This is a genomic window from Catenuloplanes atrovinosus (genome assembly GCF_031458235.1).
Classification (GTDB): domain Bacteria; phylum Actinomycetota; class Actinomycetes; order Mycobacteriales; family Micromonosporaceae; genus Catenuloplanes; species Catenuloplanes atrovinosus.
Map to the genome: position 1 here is coordinate 8,709,225 of NZ_JAVDYB010000001.1, position 25,282 is coordinate 8,734,506.

Below are 25,282 nucleotides of genomic sequence, written 5' to 3' on the forward strand. Positions count from 1 at the left end.
GCGGTCGGCTACGACAGCACGTGGAGCTAGTCGATCGATTCTCGCCAGACCTCGGCCGCCTCCCGGCCGCGGGCGATCTCCGCGACCAGGCGTTCCCGTTCGGCGGCGTCGGCGCGGCTGGCGGCCTCGCGGGCCAGGCTGGCGGCGATCTTGGCCTGGCGGCGGGCGACCTCGCGTGCGCCGCTGTGTGCCGCGTTGCGGGCCGCGGCGGCGCGCTCCTGCCACTCGAGGTTGCGGGCGACGGCGCGGGCGCGCTGGCCGGCACCGAGCTCGGCCATGGCGCGCGCGGTGGTGGAGTAGGGGCCGCTCATCACGTCGTCGCCCTCCTCACGGTCGGAGAGGCGCCAGCGCCGCAGCCGCTGCCGCATGCGCCACAGCGTGCGGTCGCGGTCCTCGCCGCGGACCCAGGCCGCGCCCTGGCCGGGGTGGGTGTCGCCGTCCGGCAGGTAGTTGAGCGCGTGCAGCACGTCCCGGACGCACCAGCCGGCCATGAAGTACGGCCGGACGATCTCGTAGATCAGGTCGTTCTCGATCGGCGCGATGATCGGCACGAACACCTTGAGCGTGTCGATCGCGGCCCACGCGGTCTCCCGGCCGTCCGGCGCGAGGCGCGGGTCGAACGGGAGCGCGCGGCTGGTCTCGGCGTGGCAGCGGCGGCAGCGCCAGACCCATCCCGTAGGGGCGCGGACCAGTTGCTGATCGTCCGGCGACGCCTGGCACTGCTGGCAGGGGAACGAGGACGGCCGCGAATCGGTACTCTCAGTAGTCATCAGTCGCTCCCCGCACGCTCGGACGCATCGAGGCTAGCAGCGTGTGGACGAGGACGAGCGGGACCACTCCGGCCGGGTACCAGAGCACGTCGATGAGATCGAACTGCACGCCGAGCGCCAGCCGGGCCGCGACCGATCGCTCGGAGAGGTACGCGGGAACGCCGGTGAGCTGCGAGAATTCGACGGCCCAGCAGAAGCCGACCGCGATCGCGCCGGAGATCCACGGTGCCAGGCGGGGTGCGGCGAAGACCACGGCGGCGTACACCATGGACGCGTAGAGCGCGGTGCCGGAGACCTGCTCGATCACACCGTCGGCAATGGCTCGGATACTCAGAGCGACGATGAGTGCGGCGGTCGCGGTCAGTGTCGCGAGCGAGCGAGCCAGCATCGCGCGATCGTAACGATCAGGGACCACCCCGATGGTCCCCGGACCGGTGCGCGGAGAGAATGGTGCGGTGCCGAGCGTCATCGACGAGTACGTGGCCGAGGTCGGTCGCGGCCTGCGCGGCCCGGCCCGGCTGCGCCGCGACATGCTGGCGGAGATCCGGGACGCGCTGACCGACGCGGCGGAGGCCGACGGCGTGGAGACCGCGGTCGCGGAGTTCGGCCCGGCCCGCGAGATCGCCGGCGGGCTGCAGGAGGTGCTGACGGTCGCGCACGCACGGCGTACCGCGCTGCTGCTGATCCTGGTGCTCGGCACGTCGTGGGCGCAGGCCGCGCTGGCCGGCCTGGACGGCTGGCCGCAGTGGCAGGGCGCGGCGCCCGGCGCCGGCTATCTCTGGCTGGCCGAGGCCGTGGACCTGCTCTCCGGCGTCTCGCTGGCCGCGGCCGCGGCCGCCGTGGTGCTGCTCGGCTGGGGTGCGCGCCACCTGTGGCGCCCGGCCGAGCTGGCGCGTCTGGTCGCGGGTGTCACCATGGGAGTCATGGCGCTGACCGCGCTCGGCGGCCTGCTGCTGACCGCGCTGTCCCCGCACGGCGAGCTGAGCGGGGCGGCGCTGTGGTGGGCGGTGCCGTTCACACTGGTGCAGGTCTCCGCGGTGCGGACGTGGCGGACGGCACGCGCGGGCTGACCCGTTCGGGTGATCTCGCCCGGATGGCGGGCCTGGAAGGGAAGGGTACGGTGCCTACCGGTACGGTATGCGCGCACGAGCGACCGTGCACTGCCATCACATGCGCCGATCTATTGCGTCATCCGTTACGGTTTCGGGGTTGAAGTGGCGGTCAATAGGGGCGTCGGCGCCGGAACGTCGCCCGGATGTCGGATCTAGTAGCAGGTAAGAGGGCACAGATTATGGGAGACGGCTCCCCCAAGATCACGGTCGTTGTCCCGACCTATAACGAACGGGACAATCTTCCCAGGCTCGTCGAGATGCTGTCCGCCCTCGGGCTGCCGAACCTCCACATCCTCGTGGTGGACGACGATTCCCCGGACGGCACCGGCGAGATCGCCGACAAGCTCGCGGCGGAGTCGCCGCAGGCGGTGGGCGTGCTGCACCGCACCACCAAGGACGGCCTCGGCCGGGCGTACGTGGCCGGCATCGGCCGCGCGCTGGACGAGGGCGCGGACGTCGTGCTCCAGATGGACGCCGACCTGTCCCACCCGGCCTCGGTGATCCCGGTGATGGTCGAGAAGCTGATGACCACGGACGCGGCCGTCGTGATCGGCTCGCGGTACGTCTCCGGCGGCTCGGTCGCCGGCGACTGGGGCCTGCACCGCAAGTTCCTGTCCGCCTGGGCGAACTTCTACGTCAACACGATCCTGCGGCTCGGCGTGAAGGACGTGACCGCGGGCTTCAAGGCGTGGAAGGCGGAGACGCTGCGCACGATCGACGTCGGGTCGATCCACAGCAACGGCTACGCGTTCCAGGTCGAGATGAACTACCGCACGGTCCGGCACGGCGGGAAGATCTACGAGGTGCCGATCCGCTTCGAGCAGCGCGCCGACGGCGTCTCGAAGATGAGCCTCGCGGTGCAGATCGAGTCCGCGCTGATGCCCTGGCGCCTGCTCTTCGGCCGCAAGGTCTGACAAACCCGGCACAGGGGGTACGGCCGGAGTCGTACCCCCTGTTCGTTCATGCGGTCTTGAGCGGCTCCCACCAGGCGCGGTTGTCCCGGTACCAGGCCACCGTCTCGGCCAGCCCGGTGGTGAAGTCCGTCCGCGGTGCGTACCCCAGCTCCTGGCTGATCTTGGTGATGTCCACCGAGTAGCGGCGGTCGTGCCCCTTGCGGTCCTCGACCGGCTCGACCGAGTCCCAATCCTTGCCGCAGGCCTCCAGCAGCAGCCCGGTGAGCTCCTTGTTGGTCAGCTCGGTGCCGCCGCCGATGTTGTAGATCTCGCCCGCCCGGCCGCCGGCCAGCACCAGCGCGATGCCCCGGCAGTGGTCGTCGACGTGCAGCCAGTCGCGGACGTTGCCGCCGTCGCCGTAGAGCGGGACCTTCCGCCCGTCCAGCAGGTTCGTCACGAACAGCGGGATGACCTTCTCCGGGAACTGGTACGGCCCGTAGTTGTTCGAGCAGCGGGTGACCAGCACCGGCAGCCCGTGCGTGCGGTGGTAGGCGAGCGCCAGCAGGTCCGACCCGGCCTTCGCGGCCGAGTACGGCGAGTTCGGCGAGACCGGGAAGTCCTCCCGCCACGAGCCGGTCTCGATCGAGCCGTAGACCTCGTCCGTGGACACGTGCAGGAACCGTCCCACGCCGTGCCGGACCGCGGCGTCCAGCAGGATCTGGGTGCCGAGCACGTTGGTCCGGACGAACGCGGCGCCGCCGTCGATCGAGCGGTCCACGTGCGTCTCGGCCGCGAAGTGCACGACCGCGTCCGTCCCGGCCATCAACTCGTCCACGACCGCGGCGTCACAGATGTCCCCGTGCACGAACCGGATGTCTCCCGCCGAGTCGAGATTCGCCCGGTTCCCCGAATAGGTGAGCGCGTCGAGCACCGTGATGCGCGCGTCGGCCAGGCCCGGGTACGTGGACGCCTCGCGAACGAAGTGGGACCCGATGAAGCCGGCGCCGCCGGTGACCAGAACTCTCATGGACATGAGCCTACGCACTCCTCCGACCAGCCACTATGCGCTGCTCCCGGGCTCGGTAGAGTGAAAGAATCTTGCGAACGGACTGGTAGGTGAGCCGATGAAGATCCGCCCCTTGAGCATCGAAGGCGCCTACGAGGTCACGCCGGTGGTGCACGGCGACGCGCGCGGCAGCTTCACCGAGTGGCTCCGCTTCGACAAGCTGGCCGAGGTGCTCGGCCGCCCGGTCACCATGATGCAGGGCAACATCTCGGTCTCCGCGGCCGGCGTGGTGCGCGGCATCCACTACGCGGACGTGCCGCCGGGCCAGGCGAAGTACATCACCTGCGTGCGCGGCTCCGTGCTCGACGTCGTGGTGGACCTGCGGACCGGCTCGCCCACGTTCGGCGCGTGGGAGGCCGTGACGCTGGACGACGCCGCACGCCGCGCGGTCTATCTGAGCGAGGGCCTCGGCCACGGATTCTGCGCGCTCACCGACGACGCCACCATGGCCTACCTGGTGTCGACCACGTACGACCCGGGTGCGGAGCACGGCATCCACCCGATGGACCCGGACCTGGGCATCGACTGGCCGACGTCCACGCCCGTTTTATCCGGGAAGGACACGAATGCGCCGTCGTTCGCCGAGGCCCGGGACCGCGGGATGCTGCCTAGCTGGGACCGAACCGCTCGGTCTTGACCCGCCGCGGATCGTGCCCCAGCGCGACCAGGATGTCCGCCACCGTCTCCACGAACCCGGTCGGCCCGCACACGAAGCAGGCCGGGTCGAGGCCCGGCGGCCAGCCGTGCGTGTTCACGTCCGCCACCGTGATCCGGCGCGGGTTCTCGCCGTGCCGGGTGTAGACGTAGGTGACCTCCAGGCCGTGGTCGTCCCGCGCCCGCCGGCGCAGCTCGTCCGCGTAGTACACGTCGTCCGGCGTCCGCACCGAGTAGATCAGCCGGAACACCGAACGGTTCCCGTGCTCGCGCCGCGCCCGGATCATCGCCATCAGCGGCACGATGCCCGACCCGCCGGCCACCAGCAGCACCGGGTCCAGCTGCTCCGGCCGCCACACGAACCAGCCGCCGATCGGCCCGCGCAGCTCCACCGCGTCGCCCACGCCCAGCACGTCCACCAGGTACGGCGAGACCTCACCGTCCGCCACCGACTGCACGGTGATCTCCACCCGCTCGCCGTCGGCCGGCGCCGACATCGAGTAGCTGCGCTGCGCCGTGTAGCCGTCGTCCGCCGTGAGCCGCACGTCCACGTGCTGGCCGGCCAGATGCCCCGGCCAGCCCGGCACGTCGAACACCAGTGTGCGCGCGGACGCGTTCTCCGCCCGGGCCTCGGTCAGCGTGGCCCGGCGCCAGCTCAGTCGCCCTGATACCGCTGCTCGCGCCACGGGTCTCCGTAATCGTGGTAGCCGGCCGCCTCCCAGAACCCGGGCTCGTCGTCCAGCATCAGCTGGATCCCGCGCACCCACTTGGCGGACTTCCAGAAGTAGAGATGCGGCACCAGCAGCCGCACCGGCCCGCCGTGCTCCGGATGCAGCGGCTCGCCGTCGAACTCGTAGACCAGCCACGCCTGCCCGTCGAGCAGATCCTCCAGCGGCAGGTTCGTGGTGTAGCCACCGTACGAGTGCGCCATCGCGTAGTCGGCCGCGCTCTCCACGTCCGCGAAGAGCGTGTCCAGCGAGACGCCCTTCCACGTGGTGCCCAGCTTCGACCACTTGGTCACGCAGTGGATGTCCACCGTCGGCGTCTCCGCCGGCAGCGCCATCAGCTCGTCCCACGACCAGGTCCGCTTCTCCCCGGTCTCCGTGGTCACCGCGAACTCGTACCGCTCGGTGGGGACCTTCGGGGTCGGCCCGGCGGAGAGCACCGGAAAATCATGAGCCAGGTACTGCCCCGGCGGAAGCGTCGGCTCCGCGTCGCGGGTCCGCCCGCGAAATCCGGGCGATAGATTTGCCATCGGCCCAGTATGCCCGTGTCCGATGGGACGCGCGCCCGCCGATCGCTATGGTTTTGGTCATGAGCGAGCGGACCGTCGACGTGAGCATGGAGGCCGCCCTCGCCACCGACGAGTCCGGCCACCGCCCCGCCCTGGTCACCCTCGCCACCCGCGACTGGCAGCTCAACATCCGCGCCACCCTCGAAGACCTGGCCCGCCTCGCCGACATCCGCGCCGCCGACCGCCTCAGCCACCGTTCCCTGGCCGTCGGCACCACCGCCGGCGCCCCCGTCCACTGGGCCGCCAGCAACGGCCAGGCCAGCCTCCTCGTCGGCGCCGACGACGAGGCCTGGGACATCGCCGTGCTCATCCCCCTGAGCACCGTCGAGGAACTCGCCCAACTGGCCCGCCAGGAAATCCTCGAACACGAGGATTGACCCTTCGCCTTTCCCACTCCCGGCGGCTCCCTCCCCGCATGCTCGGAGCGGGCACCGCTCGCCCGTGGCCGGCCTCCCTGCCAGTCCCGCCGCGCGTCACCGAGCCATAGCGGAGTCCGGTTCCCCGCCGCGGTGGCCTAGGTCCGGTTGCGTGGGCGTTGGCGGCGTGAGGCGCGCCAGAATTCGGCACATCCGCATGCGATGCCCAATGACGTGACCATGAGCCAGGTGGTGCGGCTGAAGGGCGGCTCGCCACTGATGATGTTGCCGCCGACACCGGCGACCAGGCCGGTCGCGACTCCCAGCATCGCCCACACCCCGGCGCGTACCCACCTGTTCCGCACGCCACGGCCTCCTTCGCTGCGCGATCGGCTCCGTCGGCCTGTAGGCATGCCTCGAACCTCAGGCCGCTGCACGCAGTGAAACATGGGCACGCAATCCCCGCCGTCGATCGCTGAGCGCCCGGCCGGTCCGCTGATCCTTTGGCGGAAGCGCCGAATCGACTGCGCCTCGAAGGCCGCCTGTCGGCGAGCCGGACATACGACGAAGCCCCGCGCTCTGGTTTCCCAGGATCACGGGGCTTGTTTCGCTGCTCAACCTCTGTGCCCCCGGCAGGATTCGAACCTGCGCCCCCGCCTCCGGAGGGCGGTGCTCTATCCCCTGAGCTACGGGGGCTCAGCGACCCTCAGAGACTAGCAAACCCCCGGAGCCCGCAGCGAATCGGTATCCGCGTGGCGGGTCGGGACGCGGCCGCGGTGCCGACCGGGCCCGGCGGGTGCGGACGCGGAGGGGAACAGCGAAAGAGCGGCCCGGCCGTCACAGGCCGGGCCGCTCTTCGGGAGCGAGAAACGCAGGGGCTCAGCCCGCCGGGAGCTCGCTCTTGATGATCTGGATGGCCTGGATCTCGCGCTGCTGGCTGGCGACCATCGTCCCGGCCAGCCAGTCGACGTCCTCGTTGCCGGTGAGGTCGACGACCTCCTCGGCCATGTGGATGCCCCCCAGGTGGTGCGTGAGCATCAGGTCCAGGAACAGTTTCTCCGCCTCCACCCCCGTGGCCGCGCGCAGCGCGTCCAGCTGTTCCGGCGTGGCCATGCCCGGCATGAGGCCGTTGGTGAGGCTGCCCTGGGAGTTGGGCATCCACGCCATGCGGGGCTCGGAGCCGGTCGGGTCGAGGCGCCAGTCGCGGAGCCAGGCGCTCATGGTGCCGATCTGGCCCTGCTGGGTGATGGCGATGTCGGCGGCGAGCGACGCGACCTGGTCGTCCTGGGCCTTGGTGTGCATGATCATGGCCATTTCCACGGCTTGGGCGTGGTGGGTGGACATGTCGCGGATGAAGCCGGCCTCGACGGAGTCGTCGCCGGGGGTGGTGGCGAACGGGGTGAGGAAGCCGGCGGCGTAGCCGAGGGCCAGGCCGATCACGACGGCCAGCGTGAGCCAGACGGTCGTGAAGCGGCGGGCGGGGGGAGCGGGGACGGGCTCCTCCGAGCCGTCGTCGGTGGACGGCTCGGAGGAGATGTCGGTGGTGCTCATGAAAGGGGTCAGCTTCCGGTGCTGATCTCGCGCGGCGTGGTGCCGGTGGCGGTCACGCCGGAGGAGCAGCCGGCGTTGGGTTCCTGGGTGGCGTTGACGCGCAGCGCGCGGATGAACGAGTCGATGCGGTCGTCGTCCGCGGTGTCGACCTTCAGCTGGTAGCCCCAGGCCTGCAGCGAGATGTTGTTGGAGAGGCCGTCGACCGGGCTCATCAGCATGAACTCGTTGCCCTGGACCTTCTCGGCGAGCTTGTCGATCTGGTCCTGCGGGAGGCCGGTCTTGTACGTGATCCAGACCGCGCCGTGCTCCATGCTGTGCACCGCGTGCTCGTTGGCGATCGGCGCGTCGTACACGTCACCCATGCAGTTCTGCCAGGCGGTGTTGTGGTCGCCGCCGACCGGCGGGTTCGTCTTGTACGTCTGCGGGCCGCTCTTGTGGTTGGCGGTCAGCATGCCGGGGTCGGTCTCCCGGTAGTTGACGATGCCGTCGATGCCGGCGGCGCGGTCCTCCCAGGACTCGCTGCCCTTGATCACGGCGAACGCGCCGTAACCGATGATGCCGACCGCCAGCGCACCGACCGCCACGAACAGCAGGATCGGGCCCCAGCTGCGCTGCTGGGCCACCTTGACCGGCGTGACCGGTTTGCGCGGGCCCTTGCCGCCGCCGGGACGGGCACCGCTGCCCTTGGGCTTGCCGCCCCCGGGGGAGTTCGGCTTGGCGCCGGCAGCCGGCTTAACGACGGAGGGCCGGCGCTCGGGGCCACCCTGCGTGCTGATGCTCATCATGCCTCGTCAGGTCGATCGGTCTCGGGGGACGGTGTTCGCCCCAGATATACGAGTAACCGGGCCGCCACCAAGTTCCCGAGTCTACCCCCGATAGCATGGCTCGGTGACTCCCGCCAAGCTCTCCGAAGTCGTCCTCGCCGCAGCCCGGGCCGTGTTCGCGGCCAGGGGCCTCGACTCGTCCCTGCTTCCCGCGTCGATCTCGGTGGAGCGACCGCGCAACCCGGAGCACGGCGACTACGCATCGACGATCGCCATGCAGGTGGCGAAGAGGGCCGGCGTGCCGCCGCGCGAGCTGGCGCAGGCGCTGGTCGAGGAGCTCGGCCAGGCGCCGGGCGTCAGGTCGGTGGAGATCGCCGGGCCGGGCTTCCTGAACATCCGGCTGGACGCGGCCGCGGCCGGTGAGCTGGCCCGCCTGGTGGTGGAGAGCGGCGAGAGCTACGGGAAATCCGACAAACTCGCCAAGCAGAAGATCAACCTGGAGTTCGTCTCGGCGAATCCGACCGGCCCGGTGCACATCGGCGGCGTGCGGTGGGCCGCGGTCGGTGACGCGCTGGCCCGGCTGCTGCGCGCGGCCGGCGCGGAGGTCGGTACGGAGTACTACTTCAACGACGCCGGCTCGCAGATCGACCGCTTCGCGAACTCGCTGCTCGCCGCCGCGAAGGGCGACCCGGCGCCGGACGACGGCTACGGCGGCGCCTACATCGCCGAGATCGCGCAGACCGTGATCCAGGAGCACCAGGACATCCTGAAGCTGAACGAGGCCGAGGCCCGCGAGGAGTTCCGGCGGTACGGCGTCGACCTGATGTTCGCCGAGATCAAGAAGAGCCTGACCGACTTCGGCGTGCACTTCGACACGTACTTCAACGAGAAGGATCTGCACGACCGCGGCGCGCTGGGGCACGCGCTGGACCGGCTCACCGCGCAGGGCCACACGTACGAGCGGGACGGCGCGGTCTGGCTGCGCACCACCGACTTCGGCGACGACAAGGACCGGGTGCTGCGCAAGTCCGACGGCGACTGGACGTACTTCGCCGCGGACTGCGCCTACTACCTGGACAAGCGGGAGCGCGGCTTCGACCGGGTCGTGATCATGCTGGGCGCGGACCACCACGGCTACATCGGCCGGATGAAGGCGATGTCCGCCTGCTTCGGCGACGACCCCGCGGTCAACCTGGAGATCCTGATCGGCCAGTTGGTGAACCTGGTCCGCGACGGCGCCCCGGTCCGCATGTCCAAGCGGGCCGGCACGGTCGTGACGCTGGAGGACCTGGTGGACGCGATCGGCGTGGACGCGTCCCGGTACGCGCTGGCCCGCTACTCCTCCGACTCGCCGATCGACATCGACGTGGAGCTGTGGACCAGCGCCAAGTCGGAGAACCCGGTCTACTACGTGCAGTACGTGGCCGCCCGTACCGCCAGCATCGCGCGCAACGCCGCCGAGTCCGGGCACGCGCGCGGCACCGCCGCGGACTTCCGGCCCGAGCTGCTGCACCTGGACCGCGAGCTGGAGCTGCTGAAGACGCTGGCCGAGTTCCCGGCCGCGGTCGAGTCCGCCGCCGAGCTGCGCGAGCCGCACCGGGTCGCCCGCTACCTGGAGGAGGTGGCGACCGCCTACCACCGGTTCTACGACAACAAGATCGACGGGAAGATCCAGCGCATCCTGCCGGCGGGCGACGAGGAGTTCACCGAGACCCACCGCGCGCGGCTGTGGCTGAACGAGGCCACCCGAACGGTGATCTCCAACGGATTGTCCCTGCTCGGCGTCTCCGCCCCGGAGAGGATGTAACCCATGCGCGCACACGAGGCCGGCGCCCTGCACGGCGACCTGGGCACCCGCGGTCCCGAGTGGCTGCGGGTCCCCGCCGACGTCAACGCGCTGCTCCCGCAGCTCTGGCCGCGGCACGTGGCCCGCGGCACCGACGGCGTCCTGGAGATCGCCGGCAGGACCGTGCGGGAGCTCAAGGAGGAGTTCGGCACGCCCGCGTTCGTGCTGGACGAGGACGACATGCGCGCCCGCTGCCGGGAGTTCCGCGACGCCTTCCACGACGCGGACGTCTACTACGCGGGCAAGGCGTTCCTCTGCAAGGCGGTCGTGCGGATCGTCGCGGAGGAGGGCCTGTTCCTGGACGTCTGCTCCGGCGGCGAGCTGGCCACCGCGCTCGCGGCCGGCATGGACCCCGCGAAGATCGGCTTCCACGGCAACAACAAGTCGGTCGCGGAGCTGGAGCGCGCCGTCGAGGCGGGAGTCGGCCGGATCATCGTCGACTCGATCCACGAGATCGACCGGCTCACCGCGATCGTCCGGGAGCGGCGGGCCACGCAGCAGGTCCTGATCCGGGTCACCGCCGGCGTCGAGGCCCACACGCACGAGTTCATCTCGACCGCGCACGAGGACCAGAAGTTCGGGTTCTCCATCGCGGGCGGCGCCGCGTACCGTGCGGCTCTGAAGGTCCTGGACGAGGGGACGCTGGAGCTGAGGGGCTTCCACTCGCACATCGGCTCGCAGATCTTCGACACCAGCGGCTTCGAGCTGGCCGCGCGCCGCGTGCTGGAGCTGGTCGGCGAGATCAAGCAGGCCCGCGACGTGGACCTGCCGGAGCTGGACCTGGGCGGCGGGTTCGGCATCGCCTACACCACCCAGGACGACCCCTCCACGCCGAACGACCTGGCCAAGCGCATGCGCAAGATCGTCGAGGACGAGTGCGAGGCGCAGGGGCTGGTCCGGCCGCACCTGTCCATCGAGCCCGGCCGCGCCATCGTCGGCCCGGCGATGTTCACGCTCTACGAGGTCGGCACGGTCAAGGACCTCCAGATGCGCACCTACGTCAGCGTGGACGGTGGGATGAGCGACAACATCCGCACCGCGCTCTACGACGCCTCCTACAGCGCCACGGTCGCCGGCCGGAGAAGTGACTCACACCCGATCCTGGCCCGGGTGGTGGGAAAGCACTGTGAGTCCGGGGACATCGTGGTGAAGGATGAATTCCTGCCCGCCGACGTGCAGCCCGGAGATCTTCTCGCCGTTCCGGGCACGGGCGCGTATTGCCGCAGCATGGCCAGCAACTACAACCATGTGCCGCGCCCGCCCGTGGTCGCGGTCCGGGGCGGTGCGGCCCGCGTCATCGTGCGGCGGGAGACGGAAGCGGATCTGCTCGCATTGGATGTGGGATGACGAAACCAGCTGTTCGCGTGGCCCTGCTCGGCTGCGGCACGGTCGGCGCCGAGGTCGTGCGGCTGCTGCACGACCAGGCCGAGGACCTCACCGCCCGGATCGGCGCGCCGCTCGAGATCGTCGGCATCGCGGTCCGGCGGCTCGGCCGTGATCGCGGCGACCTGCCCGTCGACCCGTCGATCTTCACGACGGACGCGCTCGGCCTGATCAAGCGCGACGACGTCGACGTGGTGATCGAGGTGGTCGGCGGCATCGAGCCCGCGCGGACGTGGCTGGTCGAGGCGCTGCGCGCGGGCAAGAGCGTGGTCACGGCCAACAAGGCGCTGCTGGCCGAGGACGGCGGCACGCTGCACGACGCGGCCGCGGAGGGCGGTGCCGACCTCTTCTACGAGGCCGCGGTGGCCGGCGCGATCCCGCTGCTGCGCCCGCTGCGCGAGTCGCTGCACGGCGACCGGATCAACCGGGTCACCGGCATCGTGAACGGCACCACCAACTTCATCCTCAGCTCGATGGACTCCTCCGGGGCCGGGTTCGCGGAGGCGCTGGAGGAGGCGACCGCGCTCGGCTACGCGGAGGCGGACCCGACCGCGGACGTGGAGGGCTTCGACGCCGGCGCCAAGGCCGCGATCCTGGCGTCGCTGGCGTTCCACACCCGGGTCACCGCCGCGGACGTCTACCGCGAGGGCATCACCGAGGTCACCGCCGCGGACGTGGCCAGCGCCCGCGACATGGGCAGCACGATCAAGCTGCTGTGCATCGCGGCGCGCGGCGTCGACGCGGACGGCACCGAGTCGGTCAGCGTCCGCGTCCACCCCGCGATGATCCCGCGCAGCCACCCCCTGGCCAGCGTCGGCGACGCGTACAACGCGGTGTTCGTGGAGGCGGAGGCCGCCGGGCAGCTGATGTTCTACGGCCGCGGCGCCGGCGGCACGCCGACCGCGAGCGCGGTCCTCGGCGACGTGGTCGCGGTCTCCCGCAACCGCCTGGCCGGCACCTGGGCCCCGAGCGAGTCCGCCTACGCCAAGCTCGCGATCCGCCCGATGGGCGACGCGATCACGCGCTACCACGTCAGCCTCGACGTGGCCGACCGCGCGGGCGTGCTGGCGCAGGTCGCCGGCGTCTTCGCCAAGCACGACGTCTCGATCGCCACGGTCCGCCAGGCCGGCCACGGCGACGAGGCCAGCCTGGTCATCGTCACGCACACCGCCCGCGACGCCGCACTCGCCGCGACGGTCGAGGAACTGCGCCACCTCGACATCGTCCGCAGCATCGCCAGCGTGCTGCGCGTCGAGGGCGATTCCTGAGAGCCGATATTCCCGCTCCCGGCGTGGTCCCGGTCCGCATGCTCCCGCGGGCACCGCTCGGCCGTGGCCGGCCTCCCTGTCAGTCCCGCGTGCGGTCACCCACGCGACTCCCGCGGCGGCCGGGTCCGCCGGCGCGGCCTCGGCACCACGACCGCGCGGGCCGGCCGGCCAGCCGATGACCGCAGGCGGGCGCGGTCCGCGCTCGCTGCCGGGCTCGGCCGCGAACGCCGGCAGCGCGCCCTCACCGTGGCCGCCGGTTCGCGGCCGTGAGCGCGGGTAGCGCGGTCTCGGCGTGGCCGGCCGCCGGTCCGCGGCTTGTGTGTTGAGCGCGGGCGGCGGTGCCGCCGTGGCGCCGGCTCGCGGCTTGGCTGCGAAGGCGGGCGGTGCGGCCCTCGCGGTGGTTCGCGGGTTGGGCCACGAACGTGGGTGGCGCGGCGCCGCTCTGCGGCTCATGGGATGAGCCCGGGCGGCGGTGCCGCCGTGGCCGCGGGTTTACGGCTTGGGCCGGGAAGGCGGGCGGTGCGGCCCGCGCGGCGGTGGCCGCCGGTTCGCGGCTTGTGTCGTGAGCGCGGGCGGCGCGGTCCCGCGGTGGCCGCCGGTTGACGGCCGGGCCGGGAACGCCGGTGGGGCGGCGGATCTTGAGATCCGTCGCCCCGGGCGTTGGTCAGGAAGGTCAGGCGGCCGCGAACGGGTCGGTCGTGGTGCCGGTGGTGGTGCCGTCCTCCAGGTTGACCGTGGAGCCGTCGGCGGTGACGGACTCGAGGGAGCCGTTGAAGTCGGTGTCGGTGATCGTGTAGTCGGCCACGCCGTCGCCGTCCTCGTCGATCTCGATCACGTCGACCAGGCGGTCGGCGTTGCTGTCCGTGGCCGTGCCGTCGGTCGTGCCGTCGCCGTCGATGTCGGCCTCGGCGTAGTCGAGCAGACCGTCCGCGTCGGTGTCGGTCGCCGCGGTGTCGTTGATGCCGTCGCCGTCGGTGTCCGCCCACACCGTCTCCGCGACGCCGTCACCGTTCTCGTCGAGGCTGGAGTAGTCGGTCGCGCCGTCACCGTCGGTGTCGATGTAGGTGTACGTGTTCCCGGCCGTGTCCGTGTCGGTGAGCGCGGTCTCGAACTCCGTCGGCGCCGCCAGCTCGTCGTTCAGCGAGACGGTGTCGAACTCCACCGGAGCCTCGTCCGTGGTGGTGTCGATGCCGCTGAAGTCCTCGCTCATGGATCTCCCCTTCGAGATGTGGTCGGTGCGCCCCCGGCGCTGAGAGAAATATGCCGGATCGGGCTGCTCACCGGATATCCCGGAAATGTGCCACCACTGCTCATCCGATGATCAAGGGGGCGGCGGCATCGGTCACCCGCTCAGGCGGGTCATGTCCCGCCAGGTGGGTACCGGCCGGTGTGTCCTCGACCACGTGCACCGCGGTAGGGCAGGCTAGGGGCGAACGGCGTCCGAGGGGGAGCAGCATCATGTGGCGTGGCTTGATCGAGGCGTACCGGGACCGGCTGCCGGTCACCGAGGCGACACCGGTGATCACCCTGCACGAGGGCAACACGCCGCTGGTGCCGGCGCCGGAGCTCTCCACGCGCACCGGCGCCGACGTCTGGCTCAAGGTCGAGGGGGCGAACCCGACCGGTTCCTTCAAGGACCGCGGCATGACCATGGCGGTCTCCCGCGCGGTCGAGGAGGGCGCCAAGGCGATCATCTGCGCCTCCACCGGCAACACCAGCGCGTCCGCGGCGGCGTACGCGGCCCGTGCCGGCATCACCTGCGCGGTGCTGGTCCCGCAGGGCAAGATCGCGCTGGGCAAGCTGGGGCAGGCGCTCGTGCACGGCGCCAAGCTGCTCCAGGTCTCCGGCAACTTCGACGACTGCCTCGCGCTCGCCTCGAAGCTGTCGCTGGACTACCCGGTCGCGCTGGTCAACTCCGTGAACCCGGACCGCCTCCAGGGGCAGAAGACCGCGGCGTTCGAGATCGTCGAGGCGCTCGGCGACGCGCCGGACATCCACTGCCTGCCGGTCGGCAACGCCGGCAACATCAGCGCGTACTGGATGGGTTACCAGGAGGACCACGCCGCGGGCAACGCCACCCGGACGCCGCGGATGTTCGGCTTCCAGGCGTCCGGCGCCGCGCCGATCGTCAAGGGCGAGGCCGTGCGGGAGCCGTCCACGATCGCCACCGCGATCCGGATCGGCAACCCGGCCAGCTGGACCAAGGCGGTCGACGCCCGGGACGCGTCCGGCGGCCTGATCGCGGCGGTCACCGACCGGGAGATCCTCACGGCGTACCGGCTGCTCGCCCGTACCGTCGGCGTGTTCGTGGAACTGGGCAGCGCGGCGAGCGTGGCCGGCCTGCTCCAGCAGGCGGAGGCGGGGCGGGTCCCGGCCGGCTCCACCGTGGTGTGCACGGTCACCGGCCACGGCCTCAAGGACCCGGAGTGGGCGATCTCCACCGCGCCGTCGCCGACCACCATCCCGAACGACGTGCTCGCCGCCGCGCGCTCGCTCGACCTGGCGTAACCGCCGGTCAGCGCGGGGCGGGGCCGGCGAGCAGGTCGCGGGCCAGGTGCCGCAGGCGGGCCACCACCTCCGGGCTCATGTCCGGGTGCCAGCCGTCGAGCAGCCGGGCCAGCGTCTCGGTGCGGGCCTCGGCCAGTCGCTGCCACACCGCGTCGCCGGCCGGCGTCAGCGTCAGCTCGCGCTCGCCGTCGACGTACCCGGTCTCGCGCAGCTCGGTGAGCCAGGCGGCCACCCGGTCCGGCGGCAGCAGCCGGTGCGCCGGGACGCGGTCCAGCGTGGTCGAGCCGAGCCGCCCGATGCGGCCGAGCAGCCAGGTCGCGCCCGGTCCGACGCCGGTCCGGGCGCGCGTGGCCAGCTCGCCGTAGAGCCGCTCCGCGTCCTCGCGCAGCGCCAGCGCACCGAGCACGCGCTCCAGTTCGTCGACCGGGCGCGCGGCCGGTGCCATGCCGAACATCTCCGGCGGCAGCACCGGCGTGGTCACCCGCAGCGGCACCTCGGCCAGCAGCCAGGACAGCACCACGGCGACGCCGAGCAGCACGGCCAGCGTGTGGAATCCGACGTGCACGCCGTCCGTGTAGACGCGCACGTACAACGCGAAGGCCTCGGGCGTCTGCGGCGCGCTCATCACGTTCGCGTCGGAGAGCCGGGCGGGCAGCGACCCGGCCACGATCGCGGCGAACAGCATCGGCCCGACCGCGCCGCCGAACCAGCGGATGTACAGGTTGGCGAACGTGGCCACGCCCAGGTGGCGCGCGTCCGTGGCGTTCTGCACCGCGATCTGCACCATCGGGTAGATCAGGCCCAGGCCGAGCCCGATGAGCAGCGTGGCCAGCAGGATCAGCGCCAGCGGCGTGCTCACCTCCATCCGGCCCAGGATCAGCATGCCGATCACGACCAGCACGCAGCCGGTCCGGGTGAGCAGCCGGTACCGGCCGGTCCGGGCCACCACCACGCGCCCGGCGGCCACGGAGGCGAGCAGGCCGGCGGAGAGCGGCAGCAGCGCCAGCGCGGACGTGGCCGGGCCGCCGTCGCGGGCGAGTTGCAGGTACGGCGGCAGGCTGCCCACGGTCGCGAAGAGCGCGGCGCCGCCCAGCATGCCGATGGTGGACGCGGTCAGGAACACCGAGCCGGTGAAGAGTTCCGGCGGTATCACCGGCAGCGCGGCCCGGCGCTCGCACGCCACGAACGCGGCCACCAGCAGCGCGGTGACGCCGAGCGCGCCGGCCGTCCACGGCAGGCCGCGCCCGTCCGAGCCGGCCCAGAAGACGGCCAGCAGCGCGCCGGTGCCGATCATCGCCATCAGCGTCACGCCGGCCAGGTCCAGCGGTACGCGTACCGCCGTGTGCCGCCGCGGCGCCGTGAGCGCGACCGCGATCAGCAGCAGCAGCGCGGACGCGGACGTCACGTGGAACAGCCACCGCCAGGAGAGCGCCTCCGCCAGCAGGCCACCGGGGATCGGGCCGAGCACACCGGCCGCCGCGTAGGTGAGTCCGAACGCGTCCTGGAACGGCGCCCGCTCGTCGGCCTGGGCCAGTTGGGAGGTGAGCACGTGGGCGAGCACCAGCGCGGTCCCGGCGCCGACGCCGTAGATCACCTGGGTCCAGATCAGCGTGCGCATCTCGCCGGCCCGCCCGCCCAGCGCGGCGCCCGTGGCCATCGTGGCCAGGCCGGCCATCAGCAGCGGCCGCGGTCCGTACCGGTCGCCGAGCCGCCCGGCGAGCGGCGCCGCCGTGATGGTGGCCAGCAGCGACGCGGAGATGATCCACGCCGAGCGGGTCGGCCCGCCGACGTCGGTCGCCAGGTCGCGCAGTGCCGGGCCGTGCCAGGTGGTGTTCGTGGCGATCACCAGCGGCACGCCGAGGAGCGCGAGGAGCGGGAGCGTCCGGCGGGCCATGCCTACAGGCTATGTGGACATATTCGATAATTCTTCGCTAATGGAGGTTTTCGGCGACGGGCTCGGCGCGCTCCTCGGCCACGTCCGCCTCGACGGCCGTGACCAGCAGTTCCGTGGCGCGCACGATGACCTCGAGCTCCGGTGCGGACATGCGGCGGAGCACGCGCGCCTGCCGGTCGGTGCCGGCCATGATGATCCGCTCGACGGTCTGCCGGCCGTGCGCGGTGAGCACCACTCGTCGTACCCGCCGGTCATGGGGGTCCTCGTGTCTTTCCACCAGATCGTGGGCGACGAGCCGATCGACGATCCCGGTGACGGTGGCCAGGCTGACGCCCATGAAGCGCTGCAGTTCCTGACCGGATGCCCCGCCGCCGGCGCCGAGCATGAGTAGGATCTTGAGCTGCGGCATGGTCAGATGCGCGTCGAAGAGCGGGTTGGACCGATCGTGCGCGAAGAGGTACTGCAGTCGGCGCTGCGTCTCCATGATCTTCGCGATCAGCCGGTCCTTGTCCTCGTCGGCCACCCGCGTCTCCTGCCGTCTCGCCGTCCGAATCTGCCGGGAACGTCCAGCTCTTTCCGGAAACGGAGCCTTGTCGTGAACGTGATCTAGGGGATGTCCCCGATTGTGGGCAACTTGTTCGCGTAAGGCAAACTATTCGTGTCGAGCTAACTTACCCCAGCAGGAGAAGAGTCTGCTCATGTCCTTGCTCGCCAGACTGAGTCTCGCGAACCGGGGTCTCGTCGCCCTGATCGCGATCATCGTTACCGGCTTCGGGGCCTTCGCCATCCCGTCCCTCAAGCAGCAGCTGCTGCCCTCGCTGGAGTTCCCGGCCGCGTTCATCTTCGCCTCCTACCCCGGGGCCTCGCCGGAGATCGTCGAGCAGCGGGTCACCGAGCCGATCGAGAACAGCGTCCAGGGCATCGAGGGCCTCGACGAGGTCACGTCCACGACCAGCGAGGGCTCCTCGACGGTTCAGGTCATGTTCGAGTTCGGCACGGACCTGACCCAGACCGTGTCGAAGATCGAGAGCAACCTGGCCCGAATCCGCAGCCAGCTCCCGGAGGACGTCGACCCGACCGTCTTCGCCGGCAGCACCGCGGACCTGCCGGCCATCGTGCTGGCCGCGTCCGGCGGCACGGACGAGGCCGCGCTCGCGGCCACGCTGAACGAGACCGTCATCCCGGAGCTGCAGGGCATCGACGGCGTGCGGACCGCCGAGGTGAGCGGCGCACGCACCATGAGCATCGCCATCACGCCGGACCTGGCGAAGTTCGGCGCGGCCGGCGTCAACCCGGGCGGCATCGCCACCGCGCTCCAGGCGAACGGCGTCTCCGTCCCGGCCGGCACGCTCACCGAGGGCGAGCGCACGCTGACCGTCCAGGTCGGCACGCCGATCTCCTCCATCGAGGACCTGCAGAACATCTACCTGAGCGGCACCGGCGGCCGCGCGGTCCGGCTCGGCGACATCGCGACCGTGGCCGAGGTCCCGGCCGCGCCGACGTCCTACACGCGCACCGACGGCGTGGACAGCCTCGGCATCTCGGTCACCGCCACGCCGGACGGCAACGCGGTGCGCATCTCCGAGGAGATCCGCGACCGCCTCGACGAGCTGCAGACGGCCAGCGGCGCCACGCTCACGGTCGTGTTCGACCAGGCGCCGTTCGTGGAGAAGTCGATCGAGAGCCTGGCCACCGAGGGCATGCTCGGCCTGATCATGGCGGTCGTCGTCATCCTGGTCTTCCTGCTCTCCATCCGCTCCACGCTGGTCACCGCGGTCTCCATCCCGCTCTCCGTGCTGGTCGCGTTGATCGCGCTCTGGATTCAGGACTACTCGCTCAACCTGCTCACGCTCGGCGCGCTCACCATCGCGGTCGGCCGCGTGGTCGACGACTCGATCGTGGTGCTGGAGAACATCAAACGCCATCTCGGGTACGGCGAGGCGAAGCTCCACGCGATCACCACCGGCGTGCAGGAGGTCGCCGGCGCGGTGCTGGCGTCCACGCTCACCACGGTCGCGGTCTTCGCCCCGATCGCGCTCGTCGGCGGCTTCGTCGGCCAGCTCTTCGCGCCGTTCGCCATCACGGTCACGGTCGCGCTGCTCGCCTCGCTGGTGGTGTCGCTGACCATCGTGCCGGTGCTGGCGTACTGGTTCCTCCGCCCGCCGAAGGGCACCGCGGAGGAGGCCGAGGCGGTCCGCAAGGCCGCGGAGGAGAAGGAGCTGCGCAGCCCGCTCCAGCGGTCGTACCTGCCGGTCATCCGGTTCGCCACCACCTGGCGCTGGACCACCATCCTGATCGGCGTCGTGGTGCTGGCCGTCACCGGCGGGCTCGCCACCCAGCTGAAGACCAACTTCATCGACCAGTCCGGGCAGGACACGCTGAGCATCTCCCAGGAGCTGCCGGTCGGCACCAGCCTGGAGGCGACGAACGCGCAGGCCAAGCGCGTCGAGGCGGTGCTGTCCGGGTCCGACGAGGTGAAGTCGTACCAGGCCACCGTGGGCGGCGGCGGTCAGGCATCGCTGTTCGGCGGCGCCAGCGGCGCGAGCAACGCGAGCTTCTCCGTCACGCTGGAGGAGGACGCCGACACCGAGGCGTTCACCCAGCACCTGCGCGACGAGTTCGACGACCTGGGCCCGTCGGCCGGCGAGATCACCGTCGGCGCGGACTCCAGCAGCGGCTTCAGCGGCAACGAGCTCGCGGTCGTGGTCAAGGCCTCCGACCCGGACGCGCTGGCCGCCGCCACCAAGCAGGTGCAGGACGCGATGGCCGCCACGCCGGACGTGACGGACGTGACCAGCGACCTCGCCGAGAGCGTGCCGCGGATCGACATCACGGTCGACCGCGAGGCCGCGACCGCCCGGGGCCTGAGCGAGGCGCAGATCGGCCAGCTCGTCTCCGGCGCGTTCCGGGACGCCCCGATCGGGCAGGTGACGCTGGCCGGCGGCGAGCGCAGCATCGTGCTCGACCTGGGCGGTACCGCGCCGGCCGACCTGGCCACGCTCCGTGCGTACCCGCTGCAGACCCAGGGCGGCGTGGTGCCGCTCGACGACGTGGCGGACGTCGATGAGGTGCGCGGCCCGGTCGAGATCACCCGGATCAACGGCGACCGCAGCGTCACCGTCACCGGCACGGTCGGCGGCTCCAACGTCGGCGCCGCCACCACCGAGCTGACCACGAAGCTGGACGCGCTCACCCCGCCGGCCGGCGCGAGCTGGGAGATCGGCGGCGTCAGCGCGGACCAGGCCGAGGCGTTCCAGCAGCTGGGCCTGGCGGTTCTGGCCGCCATCGCGATCGTCTTCATCATCATGGTGGCGACGTTCGGCTCGATCGTCCAGCCGCTGATCCTGCTGGTCTCCATCCCGTTCGCGGCGACCGGCGCGATCCTGCTGCTGCTGGCCACGGACACCGCGCTCGGCGTCCCGGCGCTGATCGGCGTGCTGATGCTGGTCGGCATCGTGGTCACCAACGCCATCGTGCTGATGGATCTGATCAACCAATACCGCAAGCAGGGGTACGGCGTGCAGGAGGCGGTGATCGAGGGTGGCCGGCACCGGCTGCGGCCCATCCTGATGACCGCGATCGCCACCATCTTCGCGCTCACCCCGATGGCGCTCGGCCTGACCGGCGAGGGCGGGTTCATCTCGCAGCCGCTGGCGGTCGTGGTGATCGGCGGTCTGATCAGCTCCACGCTGCTCACGCTGCTGCTGGTGCCGGCGCTCTATACGCTGGTCGAGGGCCGGCGCGAGCGTCGCGAGGAGCGGCGGGCGCGCAAGGCGGAGAAGGCGCGGGCCGGTGTTCCGGCCCCGGCTCCGTCCGCTCCGGCCGATTCATCCGCGCCGGCCGCACCGGCGAAGGTCGACTCGGTGCCGGAGACGTCGGGTGCGCTGCGTGAGGGCACCGACCAGTTCGAGGTGCTCCGCCTGCCGCGGAGCAACAAGTCGCCGCTGCCTCCGCAGGAGTAGGCGACGTCACGCCGAGGCGCCCGCCGGATCCGTCCGGTGGGCGCCTCCGTCGTTCGGGCCTCGATCGTTTGAGTAAGGTCCCCATGTGAGTTCACCCCTGTCGCTGCTGGCCCGCAACCCGGACTTCCGGCGGCTCTACCTCAGTGAACTCGTGGTCTTCGGCGCGGACTGGTTCGTCATGGTGCCGCTGCTGGTGCTGCTGACCGAGCTGACCGGCAGCGGCGTGCTCGGCGCGCTGGTGATGACCGTGGACACCGGGCTGAACGCGCTGCTGCTGCCGTACTCGGGCACGGTGGTGGACCGGGTCGACCGCCGTACCGTCATGATCTCCGCGAACCTGGTGGCGCTCGCCGCGTCACTGCTGCTGTTCACGGTGCAGGGCGCGGGCACCGCGTGGCTGGCGCTGCTGGCCATGGCCGCGGTCGCGGTCGCCAAGTCGTTCTACACGCCCGCCGCGCAGGCCGCGCTACCCAACGTGGTCGACCCCGCTGACCTGCCCGCGGCGAACGCGCTGGCCGGCGGCGCCTGGGGCATCATGGTCGTGGTCGGCGCCTCGGTCGGCGGCGTGCTCAGCGGACTGGCCGGCCCGTACGTCTGCTTCGCCGTAGCCGGCGCCGGACTGCTCGTCGCGGCCGTGCTCACCGCCCGCATCCGCCGCCCGCTCCAGGCCGCCTCCGGCGCCTCCCCCGCGCACCCGCTCGCCGCGATCCGCGAGGCGCTGCACCACATCGGCGGCAGCTCCCGCCTGCGCGCACTGATCACCGTCAAGTCCGCGGTCGGCCTCGGCAACGGCGTCATCGCCGCGTTTCCCCTGGTGGTGGCCGCCTGTGGGGTGGGCCCGGCCGGTGTCGGCATCCTCTTCGCGGTACGCGGCGCGGCCGTCCTGGTCGGCCCGTTGGTCACCCGCCGCCTGCTCGACCACCAGAGCTGGCTGCTGCCCGGCCTGGCGATCTCGATGGGCGTCTACGGGCTCGCGTACGCCACCGCGGCGTTCGCGCCGTACTTTCCGCTGCTGGTGGCGCTGGTCTTCGTGGCACACTTCGCGGGCGGGACCAACTGGATGCTGTCCAACTTCGCGCTCCAGGGCGCGGTGCCGGACGCGCTGCGCGGCCGGGTCTTCGCCACCGACCTGATGCTGACCACGATCGCGATCTCGATCAGCCAGCTCGGCGTGGCCGCCGTCATCGACCACGTATCCCCACGCCACATCATGCTCGCCAGCGGCGCCGTCACCCTCCTCTACGCCTGCGCCTGGTCCATCGCCACCCGCCCCCGCACCCGCCCCTGATCTCGCGCGGAGGACGCGCCGGGCGGAGAGTCCACTGTGGCTCCGCAAGCTTCAGGCCGGACATTCGTCGCATGCCGGGTCCGCCGCCGTCGCCGGTGCGGCAGGCGGATGTGCGGAGGAGGGGTTGTGGTCGAGTGGTAGCATGGTGATATCACTTCGATATGGGGGAGATGTCATGGAGCGGCGGGTCTTCCGGGTCAACGGATTTGTGGTGATCGGGCTGCTGGTGCTGCTGACGGCGGCGGCGGCCGGTGCGGTGGTGCCGTTCGTGAACGCGGACGGTGGGGAGGTCGTCGTCGCGGTGGCGGCGGTCGTGGTGGCGGTGATCCTGACGATCGCGTCGACCGGGTTCGTGGTGGTGAATCCGAATGAGGCGCAGGTGGTGCAGTTCTTCGGGCGCTACCTCGGGGTGATCCGGGCCGAGGGTCTGCAGTGGACGTGGCCGTTCACGGCGCGGCGGCGGGTGACCATGCGGGTGCGCAACTTCGAGACCGACCGGCTGAAGGTGTCGGACGCGGACGGCAACCCGGTGGAGATCGCGGCGGTCGTGGTGTGGCGCGTGGTGGACCCGGCGGCGGCGGTGTTCGCGGTGGACGACCACGTGGAGTACGTCGCGGTGCAGGCGGAGACGGCGGTGCGGCACCTGGCCACCAGCTACCCGTACGAGGCGCACGACACCGGGCGGTCCAGCCTGCGGGACAGCTCGGTGGTGAGTGAGGAGCTCACGGCGGAGCTGCGCGAGCGGTTCGAGCGGGCCGGCGTGGAGGTGCTGGAGTCGCGGACCACGCATCTGGCCTACGCTCCGGAGATCGCTCAGGCGATGCTGGCGCGGCAGCAGGCGAGCGCGATCGTCGGCGCGCGGTTCCAGATCGTGGAGGGCGCGGTCGGCATGGTGTCGAACGCGTTGGAGCGGCTGCGGGACGAGCACGTGGTAGAGCTGGACGAGGAGCGCAAGGCCCAGATGGTGGCGAACCTGCTGGTGGTGCTGTGCGGCGACCGGGCCGCGCAGCCGGTGGTGAACACGGGGTCGCTGTACTCCTGAGGGGACCGGTCGATGCCGGAGCGCAAGAAGCTGTTGTTACGCCTGGACCCGCAGGTCTACGACGCCGTCGCCAGGTGGGCGGCCGACGACCTGCGCAGCGTGAACGCGCAGATCGAGTTCGCGCTGCGGCAGGCGCTGCGGGCCGCCGGCCGTAAGCCCAAGGCCGAGCCGCCGGAGCGGGACGACGACGCTACTGAATGAACGGAGGCCGCGGGCCCGGGTCCGCGGCCTCCCACGGCTGTGCCCGGCCGGACCGGGACAGCACGGCCGCGATCAGCGCGCCGAGCCCGCCGACGGAGAGCGCGGTCGAGATCAGCCAGTGCACGCCCGCGACGACCGAGTAGAGCGACCGGTCCGACGACTGGAACACCCAGGGGAGCGTGATCTCCCAGACCATCGAGACGATCCCGGACGCCAGCAGCAGCGCCAGCCCGAGCGTGGCGAGGCGCGCGGTACGCGGCGCGAGCGACCGGGCCCGCGCGCGGACGAGCACCAGCCCGGTGACGCAGGCGACGAGCATCGGCAGGTGGAAGACCGCCGTGAAGAAGGACATGCGCCGCAGGTTATCCGCGGGTCGCAACCGGTGCGCCACCCGCGCGGAGGGTGACGGACCGACCTCCCTAGGCTGATCACGTGGCTCTCTCCTTCGTCACTGATCCCGTCACGGTGCGGGTGCCCGCCACCAGCGCCAACCTCGGGCCCGGATTCGACGCGCTCGGGCTCGCGCTCGCCCTCTACGACCACGTCACCGGCCGGGTCACGGACGACGGCTGCACGGTGACGGTCACCGGCCAGGGCGCGGGCGAGCTGCCGGACGGCGCGGAACACCTGGTCGCCCGGTCCGCGTACGCGGCGTTCGACCTGCTCGGCGCGCGCCCGCCCGGGCTGGCCCTGGCCTGCGAGAACCGCATCCCGCAGGCCCGTGGCCTGGGCTCCTCCTCGGCCGCGATCGTGGCCGGGATCGAGGTGGCCCGGTCGCTGGTCGCCGGCGGGCGCGAGCTGATGGACGACGCGGCCGCGCTGCGCCTGGCGAACGAGTTGGAGGGCCACCCGGACAACGTGGCACCGTGCCTGCTCGGCGGCTTCACCATCGCCTGGACCGACGGGTCCGGTGCACACGCGGTACGGCTGGCCCCGGCCGCGGACGTGCATCCGACCGTCTTCGTGCCCGAGCTGCGCGGGCTCACCGCGCACGCGCGCGCCGCGCTGCCGGCCGAGGTGCCGCACGCGGACGCGGCGCGCAACGCGGGCCGGTCCGCGCTGCTGGTGCACGCGCTGACCGCGGCGCCGGAACTGCTGCTCCCCGCCACCGAGGACCGTCTGCATCAGGACTATCGGGCGCCCGGAATGCCGGAGAGTGCGGCACTCGTCCGGCGGCTCCGAGCGGCCGGCGTGGCCGCCGTGATCAGCGGCGCGGGCCCCACCGTGCTGGCATTGACGCAGGTCCCCGGCGACTTCGAGGCCGGTGAGGGGTGGTCCGCCACGCCGATTACCGTGGACTCGGGTGGTGCTGATCTGTCGAGTAGTACACTGGGACACGCCGAGCGGTACACTATTGCCGCAGGTCGCAAGAGTTGATTACGCTCTAGACCTAGCACGACCGCGAAGCAAAGCGATGATCTCCTGCGGGT

The 25,282-nt window shown here is 71.7% G+C and carries 24 protein-coding genes and 1 tRNA gene; 13 read left to right on the forward strand and 12 right to left on the reverse strand.

The features are described from left to right. Positions 1 to 26 precede the first annotated feature (26 nt). Together J2S41_RS38935 and J2S41_RS38940 are read right to left on the reverse strand one after the other, a co-directional pair. Positions 27 to 770, reverse strand: a complete 744-nt coding sequence (locus J2S41_RS38935) for a hypothetical protein (protein WP_310375909.1) — start codon at positions 768 to 770, stop codon at positions 27 to 29. After that, on the reverse strand, positions 760 to 1,239 hold the full coding sequence (locus J2S41_RS38940) for a ribosomal maturation YjgA family protein (RefSeq protein ID WP_310375910.1): 480 nt from the start codon (positions 1,237 to 1,239) through the stop codon (positions 760 to 762). Before J2S41_RS38940 ends, J2S41_RS38935 begins: the two co-directional genes overlap by 11 nt. Here J2S41_RS38940 and J2S41_RS38945 point away from each other — a divergent pair. Together J2S41_RS38945 and J2S41_RS38950 are read left to right on the forward strand one after the other, a co-directional pair. Continuing rightward, entirely contained in the window at positions 1,226 to 1,840 is a 615-nt protein-coding gene (locus J2S41_RS38945) for an HAAS signaling domain-containing protein (RefSeq protein WP_310375913.1), read from the forward strand. The genes J2S41_RS38940 and J2S41_RS38945 overlap by 14 nt on opposite strands. A gap of 221 nt (positions 1,841 to 2,061) precedes the next feature. Next, entirely contained in the window at positions 2,062 to 2,796 is a 735-nt protein-coding gene (locus J2S41_RS38950; RefSeq protein WP_310375915.1) for a polyprenol monophosphomannose synthase, read from the forward strand. Between the two features lie 46 nt (positions 2,797 to 2,842). Here the strand turns inward: J2S41_RS38950 and rfbB are convergent, their stop codons facing one another. Further along, complete coding sequence (gene rfbB / locus J2S41_RS38955) at positions 2,843 to 3,802, reverse strand: dTDP-glucose 4,6-dehydratase (RefSeq protein ID WP_310375917.1); 960 nt, start codon at positions 3,800 to 3,802, stop codon at positions 2,843 to 2,845. A 97-nt stretch (positions 3,803 to 3,899) separates the two neighbouring features. On the opposite strand from rfbB, the gene J2S41_RS38960 reads away from it, so the two are divergent. Continuing rightward, positions 3,900 to 4,478: a dTDP-4-dehydrorhamnose 3,5-epimerase family protein gene (locus J2S41_RS38960; RefSeq protein ID WP_310375919.1), complete on the forward strand. Its 579-nt coding sequence runs from the start codon at positions 3,900 to 3,902 to the stop codon at positions 4,476 to 4,478. On the opposite strand, the gene J2S41_RS38965 is transcribed toward J2S41_RS38960, so the two are convergent. Both J2S41_RS38965 and J2S41_RS38970 read right to left on the reverse strand, forming a co-directional pair. Next, the gene (locus J2S41_RS38965) at positions 4,450 to 5,181 is read right to left on the reverse strand and encodes a ferredoxin reductase (protein ID WP_374728233.1); all 732 of its coding nucleotides are present in this window, start codon (positions 5,179 to 5,181) and stop codon (positions 4,450 to 4,452) included. The genes J2S41_RS38960 and J2S41_RS38965 overlap by 29 nt on opposite strands. Then, on the reverse strand, positions 5,151 to 5,750 hold the full coding sequence (locus J2S41_RS38970) for a sulfite oxidase-like oxidoreductase (RefSeq protein ID WP_310375920.1): 600 nt from the start codon (positions 5,748 to 5,750) through the stop codon (positions 5,151 to 5,153). Before J2S41_RS38970 ends, J2S41_RS38965 begins: the two co-directional genes overlap by 31 nt. A gap of 59 nt (positions 5,751 to 5,809) precedes the next feature. Here J2S41_RS38970 and J2S41_RS38975 point away from each other — a divergent pair, with 59 nt between their 5' ends. Then, a complete protein-coding gene (locus J2S41_RS38975; protein WP_310375923.1) occupies positions 5,810 to 6,166 on the forward strand; it encodes a hypothetical protein in 357 nt (118 codons plus the stop codon). A 603-nt stretch (positions 6,167 to 6,769) separates the two neighbouring features. Here the strand turns inward: J2S41_RS38975 and J2S41_RS38980 are convergent. The 3 genes from J2S41_RS38980 to J2S41_RS38990 all read right to left on the reverse strand — a co-directional run bounded on the left by J2S41_RS38980 (position 6,770) and on the right by J2S41_RS38990 (position 8,478). After that, positions 6,770 to 6,841: transfer RNA gene (locus J2S41_RS38980), tRNA-Arg, on the reverse strand. A 183-nt stretch (positions 6,842 to 7,024) separates the two neighbouring features. Next, the gene (locus J2S41_RS38985; RefSeq protein ID WP_310375925.1) at positions 7,025 to 7,696 is read right to left on the reverse strand and encodes a DUF305 domain-containing protein; all 672 of its coding nucleotides are present in this window, start codon (positions 7,694 to 7,696) and stop codon (positions 7,025 to 7,027) included. An 8-nt stretch (positions 7,697 to 7,704) separates the two neighbouring features. Then, positions 7,705 to 8,478 carry a thioredoxin-like domain-containing protein gene (locus J2S41_RS38990; RefSeq protein ID WP_310375927.1) on the reverse strand — a complete coding sequence of 258 codons (774 nt, stop codon included), beginning with the start codon at positions 8,476 to 8,478 and terminating at the stop codon, positions 7,705 to 7,707. A 106-nt stretch (positions 8,479 to 8,584) separates the two neighbouring features. On the opposite strand from J2S41_RS38990, the gene argS reads away from it, so the two are divergent. The 3 genes from argS to J2S41_RS39005 are packed head-to-tail and all read left to right on the forward strand — an operon-like array spanning position 8,585 to position 12,957. Beyond that, positions 8,585 to 10,267, forward strand: coding sequence for an arginine--tRNA ligase (gene argS, locus J2S41_RS38995; protein WP_310375928.1), 1,683 nt, complete (start codon positions 8,585 to 8,587; stop codon positions 10,265 to 10,267). Between the two features lie 3 nt (positions 10,268 to 10,270). Further along, a complete protein-coding gene (lysA, locus tag J2S41_RS39000; RefSeq protein ID WP_310375930.1) occupies positions 10,271 to 11,653 on the forward strand; it encodes a diaminopimelate decarboxylase in 1,383 nt (460 codons plus the stop codon). Next, positions 11,650 to 12,957, forward strand: a complete 1,308-nt coding sequence (locus tag J2S41_RS39005; RefSeq protein WP_310375932.1) for a homoserine dehydrogenase — start codon at positions 11,650 to 11,652, stop codon at positions 12,955 to 12,957. Before lysA ends, J2S41_RS39005 begins: the two co-directional genes overlap by 4 nt. A gap of 673 nt (positions 12,958 to 13,630) precedes the next feature. On the opposite strand, the gene J2S41_RS39010 is transcribed toward J2S41_RS39005, so the two are convergent. Beyond that, entirely contained in the window at positions 13,631 to 14,167 is a 537-nt protein-coding gene (locus tag J2S41_RS39010) for a hypothetical protein (protein WP_310375934.1), read from the reverse strand. A gap of 248 nt (positions 14,168 to 14,415) precedes the next feature. On the opposite strand from J2S41_RS39010, the gene thrC reads away from it, so the two are divergent. Continuing rightward, positions 14,416 to 15,465: a threonine synthase gene (thrC, locus tag J2S41_RS39015; RefSeq protein ID WP_310375937.1), complete on the forward strand. Its 1,050-nt coding sequence runs from the start codon at positions 14,416 to 14,418 to the stop codon at positions 15,463 to 15,465. Between the two features lie 7 nt (positions 15,466 to 15,472). On the opposite strand, the gene J2S41_RS39020 is transcribed toward thrC, so the two are convergent. Then, positions 15,473 to 17,359 (reverse strand): MFS transporter, encoded by a 1,887-nt coding sequence (locus tag J2S41_RS39020; protein WP_310375939.1) that lies wholly within the window; start codon positions 17,357 to 17,359, stop codon positions 15,473 to 15,475. A gap of 37 nt (positions 17,360 to 17,396) precedes the next feature. Further along, positions 17,397 to 17,882, reverse strand: coding sequence for a MarR family winged helix-turn-helix transcriptional regulator (locus tag J2S41_RS39025; RefSeq protein WP_310375941.1), 486 nt, complete (start codon positions 17,880 to 17,882; stop codon positions 17,397 to 17,399). Between the two features lie 175 nt (positions 17,883 to 18,057). Between J2S41_RS39025 and J2S41_RS39030 the strand changes: the two genes are divergently transcribed. From J2S41_RS39030 to J2S41_RS39045, 4 genes are all read left to right on the forward strand, one after another. After that, a complete protein-coding gene (locus J2S41_RS39030; RefSeq protein ID WP_310375942.1) occupies positions 18,058 to 21,321 on the forward strand; it encodes an efflux RND transporter permease subunit in 3,264 nt (1,087 codons plus the stop codon). An 85-nt stretch (positions 21,322 to 21,406) separates the two neighbouring features. Further along, positions 21,407 to 22,609, forward strand: a complete 1,203-nt coding sequence (locus J2S41_RS39035; protein ID WP_310375943.1) for an MFS transporter — start codon at positions 21,407 to 21,409, stop codon at positions 22,607 to 22,609. 175 nt (positions 22,610 to 22,784) lie between these two features. Beyond that, on the forward strand, positions 22,785 to 23,651 hold the full coding sequence (locus J2S41_RS39040; protein WP_310375944.1) for an SPFH domain-containing protein: 867 nt from the start codon (positions 22,785 to 22,787) through the stop codon (positions 23,649 to 23,651). A 12-nt stretch (positions 23,652 to 23,663) separates the two neighbouring features. Then, positions 23,664 to 23,852, forward strand: coding sequence for a type II toxin-antitoxin system antitoxin (locus tag J2S41_RS39045; RefSeq protein WP_310375945.1), 189 nt, complete (start codon positions 23,664 to 23,666; stop codon positions 23,850 to 23,852). Here the strand turns inward: J2S41_RS39045 and J2S41_RS39050 are convergent. Then, positions 23,842 to 24,204, reverse strand: a complete 363-nt coding sequence (locus J2S41_RS39050) for a hypothetical protein (RefSeq protein WP_310375946.1) — start codon at positions 24,202 to 24,204, stop codon at positions 23,842 to 23,844. The two genes, J2S41_RS39045 and J2S41_RS39050, sit on opposite strands and share 11 nt — an antisense overlap. A gap of 80 nt (positions 24,205 to 24,284) precedes the next feature. Between J2S41_RS39050 and thrB the strand changes: the two genes are divergently transcribed. Beyond that, complete coding sequence (thrB, locus tag J2S41_RS39055; RefSeq protein WP_310375948.1) at positions 24,285 to 25,229, forward strand: homoserine kinase; 945 nt, start codon at positions 24,285 to 24,287, stop codon at positions 25,227 to 25,229. Positions 25,230 to 25,282: the final 53 nt, after the last annotated feature.

Coding starts and splice junctions, on each gene's coding strand:
- J2S41_RS38935 (WP_310375909.1), bottom strand. CDS start 770: ATGACTACTGAGAGTACCGATTCGCGGCCGTCCTCGTTCCCCTGCCAG.
- J2S41_RS38940 (WP_310375910.1), bottom strand. CDS start 1,239: ATGACGCTCGGCACCGCACCATTCTCTCCGCGCACCGGTCCGGGGACC.
- J2S41_RS38950 (WP_310375915.1), top strand. CDS start 2,062: ATGGGAGACGGCTCCCCCAAGATCACGGTCGTTGTCCCGACCTATAAC.
- rfbB (WP_310375917.1), bottom strand. CDS start 3,802: ATGAGAGTTCTGGTCACCGGCGGCGCCGGCTTCATCGGGTCCCACTTC.
- J2S41_RS38960 (WP_310375919.1), top strand. CDS start 3,900: ATGAAGATCCGCCCCTTGAGCATCGAAGGCGCCTACGAGGTCACGCCG.
- J2S41_RS38970 (WP_310375920.1), bottom strand. CDS start 5,750: ATGGCAAATCTATCGCCCGGATTTCGCGGGCGGACCCGCGACGCGGAG.
- J2S41_RS38975 (WP_310375923.1), top strand. CDS start 5,810: ATGAGCGAGCGGACCGTCGACGTGAGCATGGAGGCCGCCCTCGCCACC.
- J2S41_RS38985 (WP_310375925.1), bottom strand. CDS start 7,696: ATGAGCACCACCGACATCTCCTCCGAGCCGTCCACCGACGACGGCTCG.
- J2S41_RS38990 (WP_310375927.1), bottom strand. CDS start 8,478: ATGAGCATCAGCACGCAGGGTGGCCCCGAGCGCCGGCCCTCCGTCGTT.
- lysA (WP_310375930.1), top strand. CDS start 10,271: ATGCGCGCACACGAGGCCGGCGCCCTGCACGGCGACCTGGGCACCCGC.
- J2S41_RS39005 (WP_310375932.1), top strand. CDS start 11,650: ATGACGAAACCAGCTGTTCGCGTGGCCCTGCTCGGCTGCGGCACGGTC.
- J2S41_RS39010 (WP_310375934.1), bottom strand. CDS start 14,167: ATGAGCGAGGACTTCAGCGGCATCGACACCACCACGGACGAGGCTCCG.
- thrC (WP_310375937.1), top strand. CDS start 14,416: ATGTGGCGTGGCTTGATCGAGGCGTACCGGGACCGGCTGCCGGTCACC.
- J2S41_RS39020 (WP_310375939.1), bottom strand. CDS start 17,359: ATGGCCCGCCGGACGCTCCCGCTCCTCGCGCTCCTCGGCGTGCCGCTG.
- J2S41_RS39030 (WP_310375942.1), top strand. CDS start 18,058: ATGTCCTTGCTCGCCAGACTGAGTCTCGCGAACCGGGGTCTCGTCGCC.
- J2S41_RS39040 (WP_310375944.1), top strand. CDS start 22,785: ATGGAGCGGCGGGTCTTCCGGGTCAACGGATTTGTGGTGATCGGGCTG.
- J2S41_RS39045 (WP_310375945.1), top strand. CDS start 23,664: ATGCCGGAGCGCAAGAAGCTGTTGTTACGCCTGGACCCGCAGGTCTAC.
- J2S41_RS39050 (WP_310375946.1), bottom strand. CDS start 24,204: ATGTCCTTCTTCACGGCGGTCTTCCACCTGCCGATGCTCGTCGCCTGC.